Below are 18,360 nucleotides of genomic sequence, written 5' to 3'. Positions count from 1 at the left end.
TATTAGCAGAATGAGTATGTTTTTATGGCTAATAAAAGAACAAATAGTAGTTTGAAACGTAATCACTCCTAATTTAGTATAGTTTCCTTTTTCTTTATTTCAAAAGTATCTTTTACTAATACATTCGCTATTAGTATACATTTTATGCCTAATATACGTTGTATGATTTAGCAAGAAATCAGTAGAAATGAAAGGCGTTATTACTTTGAAATTAGTAAACACTATGTTAACTTGCATACCTGTTATATGTCTATATTTAACTAAATGAATCTGAAGTACTTTAGCACAGCAGCCTTAGGCATGTTTTCTTTAGCGATGTTTTGTAGTAGTGAGCTATTTGCACAGGTTGTACAACCGGGTACTCAAACAAATGGTAGTCAATCTAACAACATCAATACAGCAGTTCCGTTTTTGTTAATTACGCCAGATGCGAGAACAGGAAGTATGGGCGAAGCAGGTGTGGCAACGCAACCAGATGCGAATGCGATGAGTATTAATCCGGCGAAACTGGCTTTTTTAGATAAACCTTATGGTTTTTCAGCGTCATATAGTCCTTGGTTAAAAAATTTAGTGCCTGATATTAATTTGGCTTATATCAGTGGTTTTTACAAAGTAAACGATAGAAGTACAATAGGTGGGGCGTTACGTTATTTTTCATTAGGACAAATACAACTGACGGATGCAAATCAACAAGATTTGGGGATTTATAGTCCAAATGAATTTTCTTTTGATGCGACTTACTCACGTAGATTTGGCGATGAATTTTCTTTAGCAACTACAGGCCGATTTATTTATTCTAACTTAACATCTGGTCAGTTTTCTGCTGGACAACAAACCAAAGCGGGCACTGCATTTGCCGTAGATGTATCTGCATTTTATAAAAAACAAACTGTAGTATTTGGTAAAGATGCTATCATTTCTGCAGGCGCTAATTTTTCTAATATTGGCACAAAAATAAGCTATGCGGATGGTGGCGATAAATATTTTCTGCCAACAAATATGAAAATCGGTGGTGCAACTACTTTTATTATTGATGATTATAATCAGTTTACATTTGCATTGGATTTTAATAAATTGATGGTTCCAACTCAACCAATACGAGATTCTAATGGAACTATAATTTCAGGAAAAGATCCAGATCGTTCTGTGCCTGCCGGGATTTTTGGTTCATTTAGTGATGCGCCAGGTGGATTTAGTGAGGAATTAAAAGAAGTTAGCATTGCAACTGGCGTAGAATATTGGTATAATCAACAATTTGCATTAAGAGCAGGATATTTTTATGAAGCTCCAGAAAAAGGAGATCGACGTTATTTCACAGTAGGTGCTGGCTTAAAGTATAATATTTTCAACATAGATTTTTCTTATTTATTAGCTGATCCACAAAAAAGTCCATTGGCTAATACATTACGATTTAGCTTGTTATTTAATTTCGGGGATACCAAATAATGAAGATTAAAGTAGGGTTCGGGTTCGATGTACATCAATTAAAAGATAACCATCCATTTATAGTTGGCGGAGTAAATTTAGAACATCATAAAGGTGCTTTTGGTCATTCTGATGCTGATGTTTTATTACATGCTATTTGCGACGCACTTTTAGGTGCTGCCAATTTAAGAGATATCGGATTTCATTTTAAAAATACAGACCCACAATGGAAAGGAATAAGTAGTGTGATTTTACTTCAAGAAACGGTAAAATTATTGACTGAAAAGGGATATGAAATTGGGAACATAGATGCGATGTTATGTCTTGAAGCTCCTAAAATAAATCCTCACATTCCGCAAATGCAAGAAAATATCGCCAAAGCAATAGGAATATCTATTGATGATATTTCTATTAAAGCAACTACAAACGAACAAATGGGCTTTATCGGTCGGGAAGAAGGCGTAGTTGCTTATGCAGTTTGTTTGATAGAAAAGGTATAGAACACTTTTTAAATCCTATTTTTCTTAAAATCATCAAAAAAAGAGATTGCTTCGTTCTTCGTAAAGATGGTTGCGTTGCTGCCAAGAACTACTAATGTTATTAATTAAACCCGATAGCAAGGAATCCCGATTTTTCATCGGGAGAAGTGCATAGCGGGGCTTTCGGAGCAAAAGAATTACTGCTTTTGCTTTTCAAATAATTTTCTAACTAACCTCTAATTGCTCTTTTACGTTACCAGTGCGTTTAAGTGTTCCCCAGTTTTCTAGTTCGCCTTTTATGGCTTTTCTTATAGATTTAAATAGAACTAAATACATTAATTGACGCCAAAAAAACCGTTGTGGAATAATGTATAATAGGTTTTTTAGCTTTTCTTTTTCCATTTTAAAGGCAATTGCGGCAAAAAATAAATCGACTATAATGAAAATGCAATAGTATAATAATACTTGTCCAAAGCCATTGCTAAGGCTTACAATACTTTTTATGCCTTCTAAATTTAACTCACCTACTGATCCTAGTGAACACAAGCCGCCAATTAAAGAGAATATCATAAACAAATCTGCCAAAGGCGAAAATACGGGTAAAATAATTTGAAAAATTAAAATATTGGGCATCCCCACCATACCAAAATAACCATATTTTTTGTTGAATAATGTTTTTCTATTTTTCCAAAAACTTTGCATTACGCCAAAACTCCAACGGAAACGTTGTTTAAATAAAGTGCTTACTGTTTCGGGTGCTTCGGTATAGGCAATTGCGTTTTCGGCATTTTTAACTACATAACCTGCTTTTAATATGCGCATGGTTAAATCGCAATCTTCGGCAAGGGTATCAGTAGTAAAACCGCCAATTTCTAAAACTACACTTTTTCTAAAAGCACCAATTGCACCAGGGACTACGGTTATGGTATTAAGTAGTCCAAATGCTCTTCTATCCATATTTTGAGCAGTTATATACTCAATAGATTGCCATTTGGTGATAATATTATTGGCGTTACCTACTTTAACAGTGCCTGCTACAGCACCAATATCATCAGTATAAAAATGACGTATAAGTTCGGTTATGGCATTGTGTTTAAGCTGGGTATCGGCATCTATACAAACTAAATATTTGCCAGTTGCTTGTGCAATACCATAATTTAAGGCCGATGCTTTGCCACCATTTACTTTACTAAATATTTTTATTTTAGGGTTATTGGAAAAGTTGGCTTTTACCAATTCAAAGGTTTTATCAGTAGAACCATCATCTACAAAAATGAATTCTAGATGTGTATAAGTAGTTTTTAAGAGGCTATTTAGTGTTTGTATAATGGTAACTTCTTCATTATATGCGGGTATAATTACGCTTACCATTTCTGTTGGGTATTGAATAAGTAAGTGTGCTTCTTTGGCAGTTTTTTTCTTTTGTTTTATTGCTAAAACTACAATAGAAATACAGCGTATTAACGCCAAAATAATAGCAATAGAAAACACGAAGTATAAAATTAAACTCCCGTAGGATAAAATTGAAAGGAAAATATAATCGCCTGAACCTGTAAAGCCACTATCTGCATCTGATTTTAAGGCAGGCATTAGCTCATTTTTTGTTTTGCTTATTAAATTGCCAATTGTGGTGAATTTGTAACCATTATCTTTAAAATACTTAATAATTCGGGGTAAAGCAGCTATAGTAGCTTCTCGGTTTCCGCCAGCATCGTGTAATAAAATAATATTTCCTTGATCTTTTTGCGCAATTACTGAGTTGAAAATTTGATCTGGAGTTCTGCCCGGTTGCCAATCTTGTGGGTCAATATCTTCGCCAATGTTAATGTAGTTTTCGGCTCTGCTTTGTGCAACTGGCAAAACCTCTTCAATGGTTTGTGGCTCGGCATCGGCATTAAATGGCGCTCTAAATAAAATGGTACTATGTCCAGTTACACACTCTATTAATCTGCGGGTTGCATTCAATTCAAATTTTACACGTTTTGCACCAATTTTTGCCATATCTGGATGAAAAAATGTGTGGTTGCCAATCTCATATCCATCAGTATATTCTTGTCGTAACAAGTTCATATTTTGCTCGGCCATAATGCCTACTACAAAAAAACTAGCAGGTACTTTTTCTTTTTTAAGGATACTTAATATTTTTGGCGTATAAGTTGGGTCGGGTCCATCATCAAAAGATAGCACTATCTTTTTGTCGGCTTCGCCATATCTTCTTATTACATATTTTTTGGGTAGTTCGGTAATTTCTTGATTTTGAATCGTGTAATCTAACGAATCGAGAGTGATGTTAGCTAAACCTGGTTTTGGAGTTGATATTAAATCTAAAATCTCGCCAGAGCCAATATAATCTATCTTATTATTTAAGCCAATGTATCGTAGTTTTTTGGTTTCGATGCCGGTTTTTTTAAGAGCTTCTAAACTTAAATCTTTAGAAATAAAGGTCCATAAACGAGGGTCTTCTGAGCCTAAACGCCATAGGGCGATACCCGCAATATCCCAATCATCCGCTTTGCGAATAAGGTTGTAATTGGTTATAGCATCGGTAAAAAAAACACGATGATTAATCAAATTTTCATCGGTATAGCTGTAATTTAAATTTGCTGATGTGGTGTTGTAGGTGATTTTACTATTATAAGTTGATGCGACCGAAAGTGCATTTGAATACGTGGTTGGGGTGCCCACACTACCCTGAGGCCAATCATAACCATAACAAGCCAAGGCTAATATTACTTTGTTTGCTGGCATTTTTGCACAAATATGATCCAATTGTTCCTCTACCCATTCTTGGTTTGATATTTCGCCAGGATTGCTCAATTCGCTATGCTGATCGTAAGCCATTACAAAAATATAATCATTGTATTTTTGTAATACGTTAGGGTCGTAATCGTTATTATCTGGCGAAATATCTTGAGTAACTAATAAGTTTTGGGCATGTAATTGCGTATATAGATTTTGTTCAAATGCAATAAGTGGTTCGTCGGTAGTTTCTTTAAGTTCTTCAAAATCTATGTTTACGCCATCAAAACCATAGTGTTTAAGATTTGAAATTAACAAAGTAATAAACTCATTTTGTGCTTGCTTATTTTGTAATAAGTAATGAACGGCTTTGCTATTCCAGCCTTTTTGTTTAGCACTATAATTTGATACTACTGCAATTGCAGTTTTGTGATGTGCTTTAACCAATTTTATGGCATCTTCATCTACTTTGTCTGTTAAACCTATACCATCTTCGTTTAAAAAAAATGATTCGGTAATTACCATATCTAATTGCCCAATATGTTCTTTTAAATTGTTAAAATATTCGCCATTAACCCAGTTTACATAAAAGGCTGCATTAATTCTTTTTTTATTATCTGGATGCGCTAAATGATGTAGCTCTTTATCGTGATTAATTTTAACTAAGTTGGCTTTAAATACTTTAAAATCCCGATAAGGTTGCGAACGTTTAAGTACTTTAATTTGCTTATTAGTTAAAGGAGCGGTAGAAGTTATGCTTGGTAAAACAGGATATTGTACAGATAATAAAGTATAGCCTACACAAATTGCGGCAACAGTAAAAATGATAATTAATGATCTAAATATCCATTTAAAAGCGATCCAACGACCTTTTGTCGCGGTTTGAAAAATTTGTTTACCCTGCATTATCTAATTGCGTTTATTAGGTAACAAAAGTATAATGCTAAAATGAAGATTGAATGAATACTTAACTAGCCTAGCGTTTGCGAACAAAAAAACCTCCAACACATTTATTGTATGTTGGAGGTTTTTTGCAACTTAGATAAGTTTTGTTTATTCTTCTAAATAACCAAATTTACCTTCGTTATAATCAGCTATTGCTTGTTGTATTTCTTCAGGTTTATTCATTAAAAATGGACCATAAGATGCAATTGGCTCATTAATTGGTTCACCACTTAAAACTAGAATTACACTATTTTCTAATGCTTCGATTTCAATAGCTTCACCTTCATTTTTGAAGTGAACCATTTGATCTGTTTTCGTATTTTCTGAACCATTAACTTTTATATTTCCCTCAATAATTACAAATCCTGTATTAAAATTTGATGGGAAATTAAAACTGGTTTTTCCACCTTTAGTTAAGCGAACGTTGTACACTTCTATCGGGCTAAAAGTAGAAACACTTCCTTTTGTTCCTTTATAATCTCCAGCAATTACTTCAATTACACCTGCATTATCTGACAGAGTAAATTTTTGTACTTCGCTGTGTTTAACACCTTGATATTTAGGTGGGCTCATTTTATCCTTAGCAGGAAGATTTACCCAAAGTTGAACCATTTGAAATGGCCCACCTTTTTTGCTAAAATTTTCTTCATGATATTCTTTGTGCAAAATACCACTTGCTGCGGTCATCCATTGTACATCACCTGGATAAATAATGCCACTATTACCTGCACTATCATGGTGTGCAACTGCCCCATGATAAGCAATAGTTACGGTTTCAAATCCACGATGTGGGTGAACGCCAACTCCACGAGGTTCATTTCGAGCAGAAAATTCAATCTTCGCATTATAATCGAGCATGAAAAACGGGCTCATGTTCAATTTATATCCGCTAGGAAAGAAATTGTGTACCCTAAAACCATCGCCAACCATGTGTGGTGCAGGCGGATTTAAAATTGCTGAAACTTTTTTTACATTTGTTTCCATTGTATTCTCCTCTTTATTCTTATTCGAGAATTAAGCTTGTTTTACAAACTGTAATTCTCCTAAAATTCTTACTTCTTCACTTACCATTACCCCACCAGTTTCTAAAGCAGCATTCCAAGTTAAGCCAAAATCAGTACGATTAATTTTTCCACTCAATGTGAAACCTGCTTTTGTATTTCCCCAAGGATCAGTTGCAATACCGCCAAATTCTGCAGTTAATTTAACCGATTTTGTTACGTCTTTAACTGTTAAATCACCTTTTATAGTGTAGTCATCACCATCTTTTTCTACTGATGTAGATTTAAATTCGATGCTTGCAAATTTTTCAGCATCAAAGAAATCAGCACTTTTTAAGTGATTATCACGATCTGTATTTCCTGTATCGATAGAATTAATATCACCTTTAAATGAAATCTCAGCATTTGTAAAATCATCATCGTTTGAAGTTAATTCTGCAGAGAAAGATTTTAAATTACCTGTAACTGTGGTAATCATTAAATGCTTTACTTTAAATTGTAATTCGCTGTGAGTTGGATCTAATGTCCATTTAGTAGTTGCCATAATTTTATTTTTTTAATGTCCTTTTAAATTGATAACACAAAAGTAAGGCAAGCTGTTTTGCTACACATTGATGTATGGTAAGAAATCGGTTCAATAGTAATTAGTTCATTAGGGGATAGTTAGTTAATGAACAAGTGAACCAATGAATGAGTGAACAATTTACCTAAAATGTTTCTTGGCTAAATCTTTACGTACTCGACTTAATGATTCTGGAGTGATGCCTAAATAAGAAGCAATCATCCATTGTGGTACGCGTAAAGTTAGGTTTGGATAGAGTTTAATAAAGTCCAAATATCTTTCTTCGGCAGTTGCCGATAACAGCATATTTAACCTTTTTTGCATAAAACGAATAGAATTATGCAGCATCAAGATATTGAGTTCTAGTATTTCTGGAACAATGTTTTTGATGGCAGGGAAGAAATATTTTTGAACAATAACAACTTCAGTATCTTCAATAGCATCGATATAAAAGAAAGCGGGTTCATTAAAAACTGTAGTATCTCGGTCTGATAACATCCAGTCTTCTGGAGCAAATTGAATGATGTGTTCTTTGCCTTTTTCATCAATAGAAAAGTATCTTAATAAACCACTATTGATAAAATAAGCTTCCGATTTTAAATCGCCAGCATTTAAAAGAACTTGACCTTTTTTAATAGTCTTGATTTTTAAACAACTTACAGCTTCGTTTGCCTGCTCATCTGTAATGGCTAATCGTTCTTTCAGATAAGTTGCGAATTTGCCTAACATAAATGACTAGTTTTTAGGCTCAGGAATATTATCGAAATTTGCAGCACATTTGCCACACCCAGAAGCACAACCGCTACTTTTTGGAGAAACGGAACGATAAATCATTCGGCCTACATAAAATAATGCGCCAGCGAAAATGATAATCATTAAGATGAATTGAATATCCATAGTGCAAATTTACGATTTATTAAATAGGAGCATTCAGATTAGTGTCAAAATTATTGTTAAACATTAAGGAATTAAGAAAACTGAAGATTTGAATTCTTCCTTAATTGCCTTAACTTCTTAATGTTAAAAAGCTTCCATTAACCCAATACTACCACCAACCCAATCAAAATCTGCATTATAGCGTACCCCAATCATTTTACCTCTACTTAATCTTCCTAAATTAATGCAAAGCTGAGGTTCTTCACCTTCTGGCCATAAATACATCATTCTAATTTCTGCTTTTACGCCTGCATCTGGAGCCTGAATAAGTGGTTCATAAACTACTTTTCGTTGCAATATCCAATTTTCAGGATCAGTAATTTGTTTAATATCCGTTTCGGTTACATCTATAATTACACCCATGCCAGCAAAGCTGAAGAGCGGTTTTAACACGTAATTTTCCAAATCGGTTGGGATGATTTCAACTGTGTTTAAAAAACGAGTTTCGGGTACAAACTCACTTTTTAAAAAAGGCATAGTGTATTTGCTAATGCGATAAAACCAATTTGGATGTGTAATCCATTCTGTGTCTAATTCTTCACGAGGATCAAAACTATTTTTGAAAATGTCAGTATTTTCAGCAATTTCATCAAAAATTAAGCGATTATAAATACGTTTCAATTGAATTTTTAGCCCATTTTCTTCATAAAACAATTGATTACCTTCTTTTGAAATATCTTCTAATGCTAAAATTTTAATGCCCAAATGTTTCGCAGTAATAAAAAAATCGATCGCTGTTTTTTGGTTAGGAGCATCTACATCCATTAGTGCAACTTCATGCGGAGCATAATCTCCTACAACCACTTTTTTAAATAATTCGAAATAAGAATTTTCATCTAATCCATTAAAATAGGGACTTAGTTTATCATCTAAATTAAAAACCTCTTTGTATGTATTAGCTAAATGCGATTGAAATCCATATAATGATGGAAAACCTTGCATTTCTATCAACATTGGAGTAATTTCTCCCTTTTCATCTTTACATAATCCGTAATCAAACGTTAAAAAATGAGGATGCGAAGTTTCATTTGGCACATTCCATTGTTGTGGGATTGCATTTTGCGTTAATTCTTTAAAATTATCTTGTTTGATGAGTGAAATAATTTCTTCGCCAGCAGCAATTAGTTTTTCTTTTAATGCTTGAGGAATGAAAATAGGTGTTTCCGCAACTCTAAATGGAATAACAGGAAAACCTTCCCCCAGTTTTTCGAGTAGTTGATTGTATTTTTCTTCAGTAAAACTAGCATTAAATTGCTGACGATATTTTTCAATCATATTTTGAATTTATCTTAAACCTCCTGCAAAGTATGAATAGCTTGATTTAAGAAATTAGGCAAAATCACGCTTTGAGTAAGTGTAATCCTATCCGGATCATCAAGGCTATTTAGCATATCATAATATTTATCTTCTCCATGATTTTTTATAATTGCTGTTTTCTTTTCGTCTTGAAGCAAATACATTTTCATCCCGATTGGATCTGCCTCCGGGTGAAATTGAGTTCCAATAATTTCATCAGAAAAACGAATAGCCATAATACAACGTTCTAAATTTATATGCGGGCGTTCTTTTTCTAGTGCTAAAATGGAAGCGCCTTTTGCCTTAAAATCTGCTAAATCTGGTTGTACAACTTGCCAATCGCGATTATCAACTGAGTAAAAAGGATTGTGAAGCCCGTTAAATACGACTTCTTCAGTTCCACTTTCGGTAAGGCTAATTGGAAAAATGCCAAAGGAATTTGATTTTCGTCTAGTCACATTCCCTAATCCATACTTTCTACAAGCCAATTGAAAAGAATGACAAATTAAAAAAACATGCTTTTTATGTTCGTTTTGTTCGTTAAAATTTTCAATCTGATCTAACAACGTAAAAAAATCGTGCTCCCATTTTTCTCCTTCGCCATCAAACGGACTTCCTGGCCCTCCGCTAGAAATATAAATATCGTATGTTGTATCTGGTATTTCTCCTTTTTGCCTCAAATCAAAAAGATCGTAAGTCAAATTTAGTTGTGTTTCTTTATGGTAACTTTGTAAAAGTTCCTGTATCCCCCTCATCCCTTGGTTAGGGAAGCCATTGTTCATATCTATAACGGCTACCTTAATATTATTTTTCTCACTCATTTATCCTGCGCCTATTAATGTTTGCGTAGTAATATAGTCTACTACCGATTCAAAGCTACCAGTTTTCTCATAAACTGCAAGCTGTCTATCTGCTCCAGTACCATTTTCTAGTATTTTATGCACATAATTGATTTCATTTCTGCTGCCTAAATCGTCTACCACATCATCCACAAAATCTAATAATTCTAAAATTAAATTACGACAATTCACTTCCATTTCCTTGCCAAAATCGATTAAATTTCCATCAATTCCATAACGAGCAGCTCTCCATTTGTTCTCATTAATTAACGCTCTAGAATAGCTAATAAACTCCATATTTTGTAAACGTAATTTGTATAGTTTTGCGCATAAAGCTTGAAATAAAGCTGTAAAAGCCATCGTTTCATCAATTAGCATTGGGCAATCGCAAATGCGGAATTCTACCGTATCAAAAAACGGATGCACACGAATATCCCACCAAATTTTCTTTGCATTATCCATGCAATTTGTTTTAATTAACAGCTTTACATAATTATCGTAATCTTCTATGCTGTTAAAAATATCTGGAATACCAGTACGAGGAAATTTATCGAAAACCTTTGTTCTAAACGATTTATAGCCGGTATTTCTACTTTCCCAAAAGGGAGAATTTGTTGAAAGTGCAAACACATGTGGTAAAAAATAACGCACCTGATTTGCAATATGTATAGCTAACTCACGCGATTGGAAACCTACATGTACATGCAAGCCAAAAATTAAATTCGATCGAGCAGCTTCCTGTAACTCATTAACAATTTCGCTATAACGCGGATGCTCGGTAATCAACTGTTTTTCCCAATGCGAAAATGGATGCGTTCCAGCTGCGCCGATGCGTAAACCTTGTTCGCCAGCTAATTGAGAAACGGTATAACGCAACTGCGAGATTTCTTTTCTGGCCTGATCGGTATTATGGCAAATCCCCGTACCAACCTCAACCACAGCTTGATGCATTTCTGCTTTAACCTGATCTTTATGTATTTTTTGCGCAGATTCTACAATTTTTTGGTCGTGTGAAGTTAATTCTCGGGTAACGGGATCAACTACCATGTATTCTTCCTCTATGCCGAGCGTAAATTCGTTCATCATTTTAATTCCCTTTTATTAAAATCCCATTATTTCTTTGTTGCTGGAGCTTTTTTAGCTTTTGGCGCCGCAGTTTTTGCAGGTGCTTTTGGCTTTGCAGCAGCTTTCGGTTTTGCGGCGACTGCTTTTGCTTTTCCAATTAATGGTACGCCAGCGGCAGATGTTTTTACATATTCGCCCCATGTTAAATTATCCTGACCAAATTTTTGAGCCTTAGCTTTTTCAATGGCATAAGTTGCTGCGGTTTCTACCACCCATTCAAAATTTTCTGCACCCACACTTTCTACACCAGCATCTGGAGCTGGGTTACAGAAATCAATGGCTATTGGAATACCATCTCGAACTGCAAACTCAACGGTGTTGAAATCATAACCCAAGTACTTATTTAATTTAAGCGTATAATCTTCTATGGTTTTTAACAGTTTAGCACTTGGTTTTGGTCCATCAATTACATAACGTAAATGATGCGGGTTGCGTGGCTCGTATTGCATAATACGTACATATTTGCCACCAATGCAATAACATCTATAATATTCTTCAAACATAATTTCTTCTTGCAACATCATTACTGTTTGCTTGGTTTGACTATGCTTATCGAAGAAATCTTCTTTATCGTGGAGTTTGTAAACCTCTTTCCAGCCGCCACCATCAAACGGTTTCATGTATGCCGGAAAACCAGTATATTCAAAAATAGCATCCCAATCCATTGGCATGGTTAAATTTTCAAATGATTTTTCTGTGGTATCATCTGGATGTTCTCTTGATGGAATTAGAGCTGTTTTAGGTACAGGAACACCAATATTTTCAGCCAATGCATTGTTAAAAAACTTTTCATCGGCACTCCACCAAAACGGATTATTAATTACTGCGGTTCCGCCCATTGCAGCATTTTTTAAATAAGCACGGTAAAAAGGTACATCCTGAGAAATACGATCAATAATTACTGCATATTCTGGTTCTTCTGCCTGAAATACTTTACCAATTTTTACAAATTCGGCAGTAATACCCTTTTCGCCTTTTTGATTAACTCTATCTACAAAAGCTTGCGGAAATGACCTTTCTTGTCCAAATAAAATTCCTATTTTCTTCATATAATTGATGTTTTGATGAGGTTGAATGTTAATTTATAATTGAGCTATGTACTCTGGAAACATTTGTCGCCAAGTTGGCCAATCGTGGTCCGCATTTTGTCTAATATCTAGCCAATGATTAATTCCTTTTTGATGTAAAATGCCTGATAATCTTTCGTTATCGCCCTTACACATATCTCGATCTGATGTACCCAACACAATTTTCATGTGCCAAAGTTCTTGGTTCATATCGTTGGGTAAAAAGTCTACAGGGTTGTTAAAATAAGCGTCATTATTGTAAAAACCATCTAATTGTCCTGTAATATCAAAAGCGCCGCTCATACTAAACATATGGCTTACTGTCCAAGGATGACGAAAGGCAAAATTAGCAGCATGATAACCACCGAAACTACAGCCAGCAGTAATTACTTTGTGGTGACCGGTTTCGTCCTTTGCTAAAGGAACCAATTCTTCTAACAAGAATTTATCGTACCAAATATGATTTTTAATCCGATCTGCAGGATGAATGTCTTTGTTGTACCAGCTTAATTTATCAATCCCATCAGGACAATAAATTTTTATTTTACCATCATCAACAAAACCCTGAACGGCATCAATTAATTTGAAATCTTTGTTTTCGTAATAGCTTCCCATACTGGTGGGAAAAAGTAGAATTGGATACCCACTATGACCAAATATGAGCGTTTCTATATCTCTATTGAGGCTCGGGCTGTACCATTTTTTTAGCTCTTCTTTCATGGTAAATTATTTAGATACCTTAAGGTAGAAAAATATAGGTCAAACACAAAAAAATAAATTTATTAATTGCGGTAAATCTGTCTGTTATGTAAAAAATGTATCTCCTTAACCGATTTTTTAACAAGATGTGTACCTTTGCGGCAGATTAGTGAGAAAGCTATTTATTGACTATGTACACCACCTTAACGTTACCTACTGTTATTAAAACCATCCATCAGATAAAATCTGTTTACTTAAAGAAAGAAGTTGAAATAGAAATTTTCAGTCCCGATAATTTACTGGGAAACGAGCGTGTAAACCTATTGTTGATAAACGATGGGCAAGATTTAGCTCAAATGGATATGGAGAACACATTAAATTCTCTATATGAAAAATGGAAAATTGAGCCAACGGTTGTAATTGGAATCAAGGCATCTGCAGATAGATTATTGGAATATGGTGTTGCTGGTAAACCCGATTTTAAAAAAAGAGGATCAAAAGCGCAAGCGTATACAGATTTCATTATTAAAGAATTGTTGCCATATGTGCAAAGCGAAGTTGTGGTAACGATTAATGGTAAACGAGCTTTTGCTGGTTTTTCTTTAGGTGGCTTAACTGCTTTTGACATTGCTTGGAACAATGATAATTATTTTGATGCAGTTGGTGTTTTCTCTGGTTCTTTTTGGTGGAGGAAAAAAGATTTAAATGCTGGTTATACCGATGATGATCGCATTTTGCATCAACTAATTCGCGATACAAAAACTAATCCTGCTTTAAAATTTTGGTTGATGACAGGTACAAACGATGAAACTGCCGATCGTAACCAAAACTTCATTATCGATTCTATTGACGACACGATTGATGTGGTTAAAGAATTGATGAAAAAAGGCTATCAAAGACCTAATGATATTTTCTATTTTGAAATGGTTGGTGGCAAACACGATGTGCCAACTTGGGGCAAAGCCATGCCTAAGTTTTTAGAATGGGCTTTTGGTAAAACAGGAATTTAAGGTTCTAATTTTCTTGCCGGTTGCTGAAAAAAGCTATCAATTTTATTGATGTAATGATTGAGAAAAGTGATTTTCTTTAATCTTTGTTAAGCTGTAATTTCACAGCATGATAAAAGGATTATTTGAAACACACGTCTTTGTTGAAGATTTAGAAAGGTCAGTCGATTTTTACCAGAATGTTTTGGGGTTAACCAAATGTGGTTATAACGATGAACGCAGAATTACCTTTTTCTGGGTTGGCGAACCAAAAGGAGCAATGCTTGGTTTATGGGAAAAACCAAAAGAACAAATAGATAGTAGACATTTTGCATTTAAATGCGATGTTGAAGATGTAGTGAACAAGTCTGTTGAGTTTTTAAAAGCCAGAAATTTACAACCTTATAATTTTTTAAAAGATGGAAACAAAAAGCCAATGGTTTTTGCTTGGATGCCTGCTGTTGCCATTTATTTTAAAGATCCTGATGGGCATGATTTAGAATTTATAGCGATTTTAGAAGGGGAAGCAAAACCTGAAATGGGTGTAATTTCTTATGAAGAATGGTTGCAAAAGAAGGGGAATAATTAATTAGAAAGTTTTTGAAGAGCGTCGGCAGTATTAGGCAAAAAGTTAATATGATTTCCATTATTACTTTCGCGTATGAAATCTTTGATGCTTTTTGTGGTGTAGTCCGTAAAGTTGCCAACTATAACTAGCTTTACTCTATAGTTAGAAAACTTTTGCAGAATTTCTCCCGCCAAACCATTTTTGAGATCGAAGAAATCTGGTGTAATATTTTGTTCATAAATAACAATCCTATCAAAGCCTGAGTAATATAAGTTTCCTAATAAATCTAATCCATCATCTGCATTTCGAATAATGATGTCATTAGCAGTTACCTCAGCAATTTTAATGTTGTTTATTAAATGTTCTTTAATTTCCATAAGGAATAAAATTATAGATTTTAAAATAAATCTTATACACTGTAATGTTTTTTAGCACAACTCTTTTTATCTAAACTCAATTGAAATGAAAAGCCCGCAGCGCAGCGAGGACTTGTAATGTAAAGCGGGGCTGAAGTAACCGATGATTACTGAAACTTGCTTTTCAAATATTAATTACAAATAAGAGATTGCCCCCGTTCCTCGCAAAGACGAACTTCACTCCAAGCTCTTGACTATCAAAATTTAACAAAAAGTTAATCACATTTTTAGTGCTAAAACCCCTTAAAAATTCAATAAAAAACCTTATCTTTGCGCCAAATTACAGGCGCATTTTATGCAAAAGATTAGAAATATAGCTATTATAGCACACGTTGACCATGGTAAAACTACATTGGTTGATAAGATTTTACATTCTTGTTCTATTTTTCGTGATAACGAACAAACAGGAGATTTGATATTGGATAACAACGATTTAGAGCGTGAACGAGGAATCACAATCGTATCTAAAAACGTTTCAGTTCAGTACAAAGACGTAAAAATTAACATCATTGATACTCCTGGTCACGCGGATTTTGGTGGTGAGGTTGAGCGTGTATTGAAAATGGCCGATGGCGTTTTGTTATTATGTGATGCTTTTGAAGGTGCAATGCCTCAAACTCGTTTCGTAACGCAAAAAGCTTTGGCTTTAGGTTTAAAGCCAATTGTGGTTGTAAACAAAGTTGATAAAGAAAACTGTAGACCAGAAGAGGTTTATGAGCAAATTTTTGAGTTGTTCTTTAACTTAGAAGCTACTGAAGAACAATTAGATTTTCCTGTAATTTATGGTTCATCTAAACAAGGTTGGATGAGTACTGATTGGAAAGTTCCAACTACAGATATTTTTGCATTATTGGATGCGGTTGTGGCAAACATTCCACCTGCACCAATTAACGAAGGTACTTTACAAATGCAAATCACTTCATTAGATTATTCATCTTTCGTAGGTCGTATTGCAATTGGTCGTGTACACAGAGGTACAATTAAAGAAAACCAACCCGTAACGTTAATTAAACGTGATGGTAAAATGGTTAAATCTAGAGTAAAAGAATTATACACTTTTGAAGGTTTAGGTAAAGTTAGAACTACAGAAGTAAGTTCTGGAGATATTTGTGCAGTTGTTGGTATTGATGGTTTTGATATTGGTGATACTATTGCTGATTTTGATGCACCAGAACAATTACCAGTAATTAGCATTGATGAGCCAACAATGAATATGTTGTTTACCATTAACAACTCTCCATTTTTTGGTAAAGAAGGTAAATTGGTTACTTCTCAACGTATTAGAGAGCGTTTGATGAAGGAAATGGAGAAAAACTTAGCCCTTAAAGTGGTTGAGACTGAATCTCCAGATGCTTGGTTGGTTTACGGTCGTGGTATTCTCCATTTATCAGTATTAATCGAAACGATGCGTCGTGAAGGTTATGAAATGCAAGTTGGTCAGCCACAGGTTATTGTTAAAGAAATTGACGGTAAAAAATGTGAGCCAATTGAAACTTTAATTGTAGACGTACCGGGTGAAGTTGCTGGTAAGGTAATCGAATTGGTAACTCAACGTAAAGGTGAGTTGTTAATTATGGAGCCAAAAGGCGATTTACAACACTTAGAATTCGAAATCCCAGCTCGTGGTATTATTGGTTTACGTAACAATGTTTTAACAGCAACTGCTGGAGAAGCAATTATGGCACACCGTTTCAAAGCTTATGAGCCTTGGAAAGGTACAATTCCTGGTCGTTTAAATGGCGTTTTAGTTTCTATGGATAAAGGTATGACTACTGCTTATTCAATTGATAAATTGCAAGATAGAGGTCGTTTCTTTGTAGATCCAGGTGTTGATGTTTATGAAGGTCAAATTATGGGCGAGCACATTCGTGATAATGATTTAGTAATCAACATTGTTAAAGGAAAAGCTTTAACAAATATGCGTGCATCTGGTACTGATGATAATACTCGTATTGCACCAGCTATTAAATTCTCTTTAGAAGAATCTATGGAATATATACAAGCTGATGAGTACATTGAGGTTACTCCTGCAAGTATGCGTTTACGTAAAATCTTCTTAACTGAACAAGAACGTAAAGTAAAAGGAAAGATTTTCCAATCTTAATCAGAAAGGAATTTTAGATATAAGCCTGTAAACGAAAGTTTGCAGGCTTTTTTATGTCAAGTAATTTTGAATAGATAGGTTCCTGTCTAACACAAGTTTCTGATTTTCCCAACGGAAAAATAAGGCTATAACTCTTGTTTTGTCATCTTAGTTTCAAAACTTATAGCTCTAAAGTAAAAATCATAATACGATGATAATTATATAGTTACACCTATTTATTTTTGTGCTAAAGTTGATCACAAATGTTTCAAAAGGGTCTTTCATATCTAGGCGTATTTTTTTTAACTACCTTATCTCTATTGCCTTTAAGGTTTTTATATCTTCTGGCGGATATCTTTTATGTTTTAATTTATTATGTTTTTGGCTATCGTAGAAAGGTAGTTAGAGAGAATCTATTGAATTCTTTTCCTGAGAAAAAAATAGATGAAATTATAGCAATCGAAAAGAGATATTTTAAATATTTGGCGTCTTTGGTTTTTGAAGTAATCAAGATGAGAAGTATTTCTGAAAAAGAGTTAAATAAACGTGTAAAATTCAAGAATGTAGATTTAGTTGAAGCCTATCTTAAAAACAACGAAAGTGTACTTTTTTGCTCATCTCATTACGGAAATTATGAATGGGTGTGCATGGCAATTGGAATGACATTTTCTGGTCAACATCATCCAATTTACAAACCATTAAGCGATGAGATTTTTGATAATTGGTTTTTAAAAATGAGGAGTAGGTATGGTAACCAGATGGTTTCGATGCGCCAAACAATTAGAGCGATTCAGTCAACTAAGCATTATCCAACTATGTTCACTTTTGGAAGTGATCAAGCTCCATCAAAAGAAGATTCACAATATTGGACTACACTTTTACATCAAGAAGCTTCCATCCAATTAGGTGTAGAAAAAATTGCAAAGAAGACTAATAGACCTGTATTTTATTTAAAGACCAGTTATTTAAAACGAGGTTATTATGAGGTTGATTGTGTGCCTATTTGTTTAGATCCAAAAAATACTAAGGAATTTGAAATAACCGAATTGCATACCCATTTTTTAGAGGATTTCATTAAAGAAGAACCAGCATATTGGCTTTGGAGTCACCGTAGATGGAAGTATAAACCAGAAAAACCATTTCGTAAAAGCTCATCAAAAGATTATGCTACCGAAGATATAGAGGGTTAGGTTT

At 34.2% G+C, this 18,360-nt stretch carries 17 protein-coding genes; 6 read left to right on the top strand and 11 right to left on the bottom strand.

What is annotated here, in order from left to right; translation table 11 throughout:
* Positions 1 to 264 precede the first annotated feature (264 nt).
* Positions 265 to 1,446, top strand: coding sequence for a type IX secretion system outer membrane channel protein PorV (gene porV, locus GM921_RS10840; RefSeq protein WP_182922660.1), 1,182 nt, complete (start codon positions 265 to 267; stop codon positions 1,444 to 1,446).
* Entirely contained in the window at positions 1,446 to 1,925 is a 480-nt protein-coding gene (ispF, locus tag GM921_RS10835; protein WP_182922659.1) for a 2-C-methyl-D-erythritol 2,4-cyclodiphosphate synthase, read from the top strand. Before porV ends, ispF begins: the two co-directional genes overlap by 1 nt.
* Before the next feature lie 204 nt (positions 1,926 to 2,129).
* Here the strand turns inward: ispF and GM921_RS10830 are convergent, their stop codons facing one another.
* From GM921_RS10830 to GM921_RS10785, 10 genes are all read right to left on the bottom strand, one after another.
* The gene (locus GM921_RS10830; RefSeq protein WP_182922658.1) at positions 2,130 to 5,549 is read right to left on the bottom strand and encodes a glycosyltransferase; all 3,420 of its coding nucleotides are present in this window, start codon (positions 5,547 to 5,549) and stop codon (positions 2,130 to 2,132) included.
* Between the two features lie 147 nt (positions 5,550 to 5,696).
* Positions 5,697 to 6,572, bottom strand: coding sequence for a pirin family protein (locus GM921_RS10825; protein ID WP_182922657.1), 876 nt, complete (start codon positions 6,570 to 6,572; stop codon positions 5,697 to 5,699).
* A 30-nt stretch (positions 6,573 to 6,602) separates the two neighbouring features.
* The gene (locus GM921_RS10820; RefSeq protein WP_182922656.1) at positions 6,603 to 7,133 is read right to left on the bottom strand and encodes a YceI family protein; all 531 of its coding nucleotides are present in this window, start codon (positions 7,131 to 7,133) and stop codon (positions 6,603 to 6,605) included.
* A gap of 159 nt (positions 7,134 to 7,292) precedes the next feature.
* Positions 7,293 to 7,880 (bottom strand): Crp/Fnr family transcriptional regulator, encoded by a 588-nt coding sequence (locus GM921_RS10815; protein WP_182922655.1) that lies wholly within the window; start codon positions 7,878 to 7,880, stop codon positions 7,293 to 7,295.
* Between the two features lie 6 nt (positions 7,881 to 7,886).
* A complete protein-coding gene (locus GM921_RS10810) occupies positions 7,887 to 8,048 on the bottom strand; it encodes a FeoB-associated Cys-rich membrane protein (protein ID WP_182922654.1) in 162 nt (53 codons plus the stop codon).
* Between the two features lie 123 nt (positions 8,049 to 8,171).
* Positions 8,172 to 9,362, bottom strand: coding sequence for a hypothetical protein (locus GM921_RS10805; RefSeq protein WP_182922653.1), 1,191 nt, complete (start codon positions 9,360 to 9,362; stop codon positions 8,172 to 8,174).
* 14 nt (positions 9,363 to 9,376) lie between these two features.
* On the bottom strand, positions 9,377 to 10,204 hold the full coding sequence (locus GM921_RS10800; RefSeq protein WP_182922652.1) for a type 1 glutamine amidotransferase: 828 nt from the start codon (positions 10,202 to 10,204) through the stop codon (positions 9,377 to 9,379).
* The gene (locus GM921_RS10795; protein ID WP_182922651.1) at positions 10,205 to 11,308 is read right to left on the bottom strand and encodes a carboxylate-amine ligase; all 1,104 of its coding nucleotides are present in this window, start codon (positions 11,306 to 11,308) and stop codon (positions 10,205 to 10,207) included.
* Between the two features lie 26 nt (positions 11,309 to 11,334).
* Positions 11,335 to 12,396 carry an ATP-grasp domain-containing protein gene (locus GM921_RS10790; protein WP_182922650.1) on the bottom strand — a complete coding sequence of 354 codons (1,062 nt, stop codon included), beginning with the start codon at positions 12,394 to 12,396 and terminating at the stop codon, positions 11,335 to 11,337.
* A gap of 33 nt (positions 12,397 to 12,429) precedes the next feature.
* Positions 12,430 to 13,134, bottom strand: coding sequence for an esterase family protein (locus tag GM921_RS10785; RefSeq protein WP_182922649.1), 705 nt, complete (start codon positions 13,132 to 13,134; stop codon positions 12,430 to 12,432).
* 170 nt (positions 13,135 to 13,304) lie between these two features.
* Between GM921_RS10785 and GM921_RS10780 the strand changes: the two genes are divergently transcribed.
* Together GM921_RS10780 and GM921_RS10775 are read left to right on the top strand one after the other, a co-directional pair.
* Positions 13,305 to 14,123, top strand: a complete 819-nt coding sequence (locus GM921_RS10780) for an alpha/beta hydrolase (RefSeq protein WP_182922648.1) — start codon at positions 13,305 to 13,307, stop codon at positions 14,121 to 14,123.
* Between the two features lie 106 nt (positions 14,124 to 14,229).
* A complete protein-coding gene (locus GM921_RS10775) occupies positions 14,230 to 14,688 on the top strand; it encodes a VOC family protein (protein WP_182922647.1) in 459 nt (152 codons plus the stop codon).
* Here the strand turns inward: GM921_RS10775 and GM921_RS10770 are convergent.
* Positions 14,685 to 15,044: a DUF4180 domain-containing protein gene (locus GM921_RS10770; RefSeq protein ID WP_182922646.1), complete on the bottom strand. Its 360-nt coding sequence runs from the start codon at positions 15,042 to 15,044 to the stop codon at positions 14,685 to 14,687. The genes GM921_RS10775 and GM921_RS10770 overlap by 4 nt on opposite strands.
* A 334-nt stretch (positions 15,045 to 15,378) precedes the next feature.
* Here GM921_RS10770 and typA point away from each other — a divergent pair, with 334 nt between their 5' ends.
* Both typA and GM921_RS10760 read left to right on the top strand, forming a co-directional pair.
* On the top strand, positions 15,379 to 17,187 hold the full coding sequence (gene typA / locus GM921_RS10765; RefSeq protein WP_182922645.1) for a translational GTPase TypA: 1,809 nt from the start codon (positions 15,379 to 15,381) through the stop codon (positions 17,185 to 17,187).
* Positions 17,188 to 17,429: 242 nt separating this feature from the next.
* Positions 17,430 to 18,356: a lysophospholipid acyltransferase family protein gene (locus GM921_RS10760; RefSeq protein ID WP_182922644.1), complete on the top strand. Its 927-nt coding sequence runs from the start codon at positions 17,430 to 17,432 to the stop codon at positions 18,354 to 18,356.
* Positions 18,357 to 18,360 lie beyond the last annotated feature (4 nt).

It is taken from the genome of Pedobacter planticolens (assembly GCF_014172375.1).
In the GTDB taxonomy this organism is placed as follows: Bacteria; Bacteroidota; Bacteroidia; order Sphingobacteriales; family Sphingobacteriaceae; genus Pedobacter; species Pedobacter planticolens.
The sequence above is the reverse complement of the archived record's forward strand: the minus strand, read 5'-3'. Positions and strand labels throughout refer to the sequence as shown.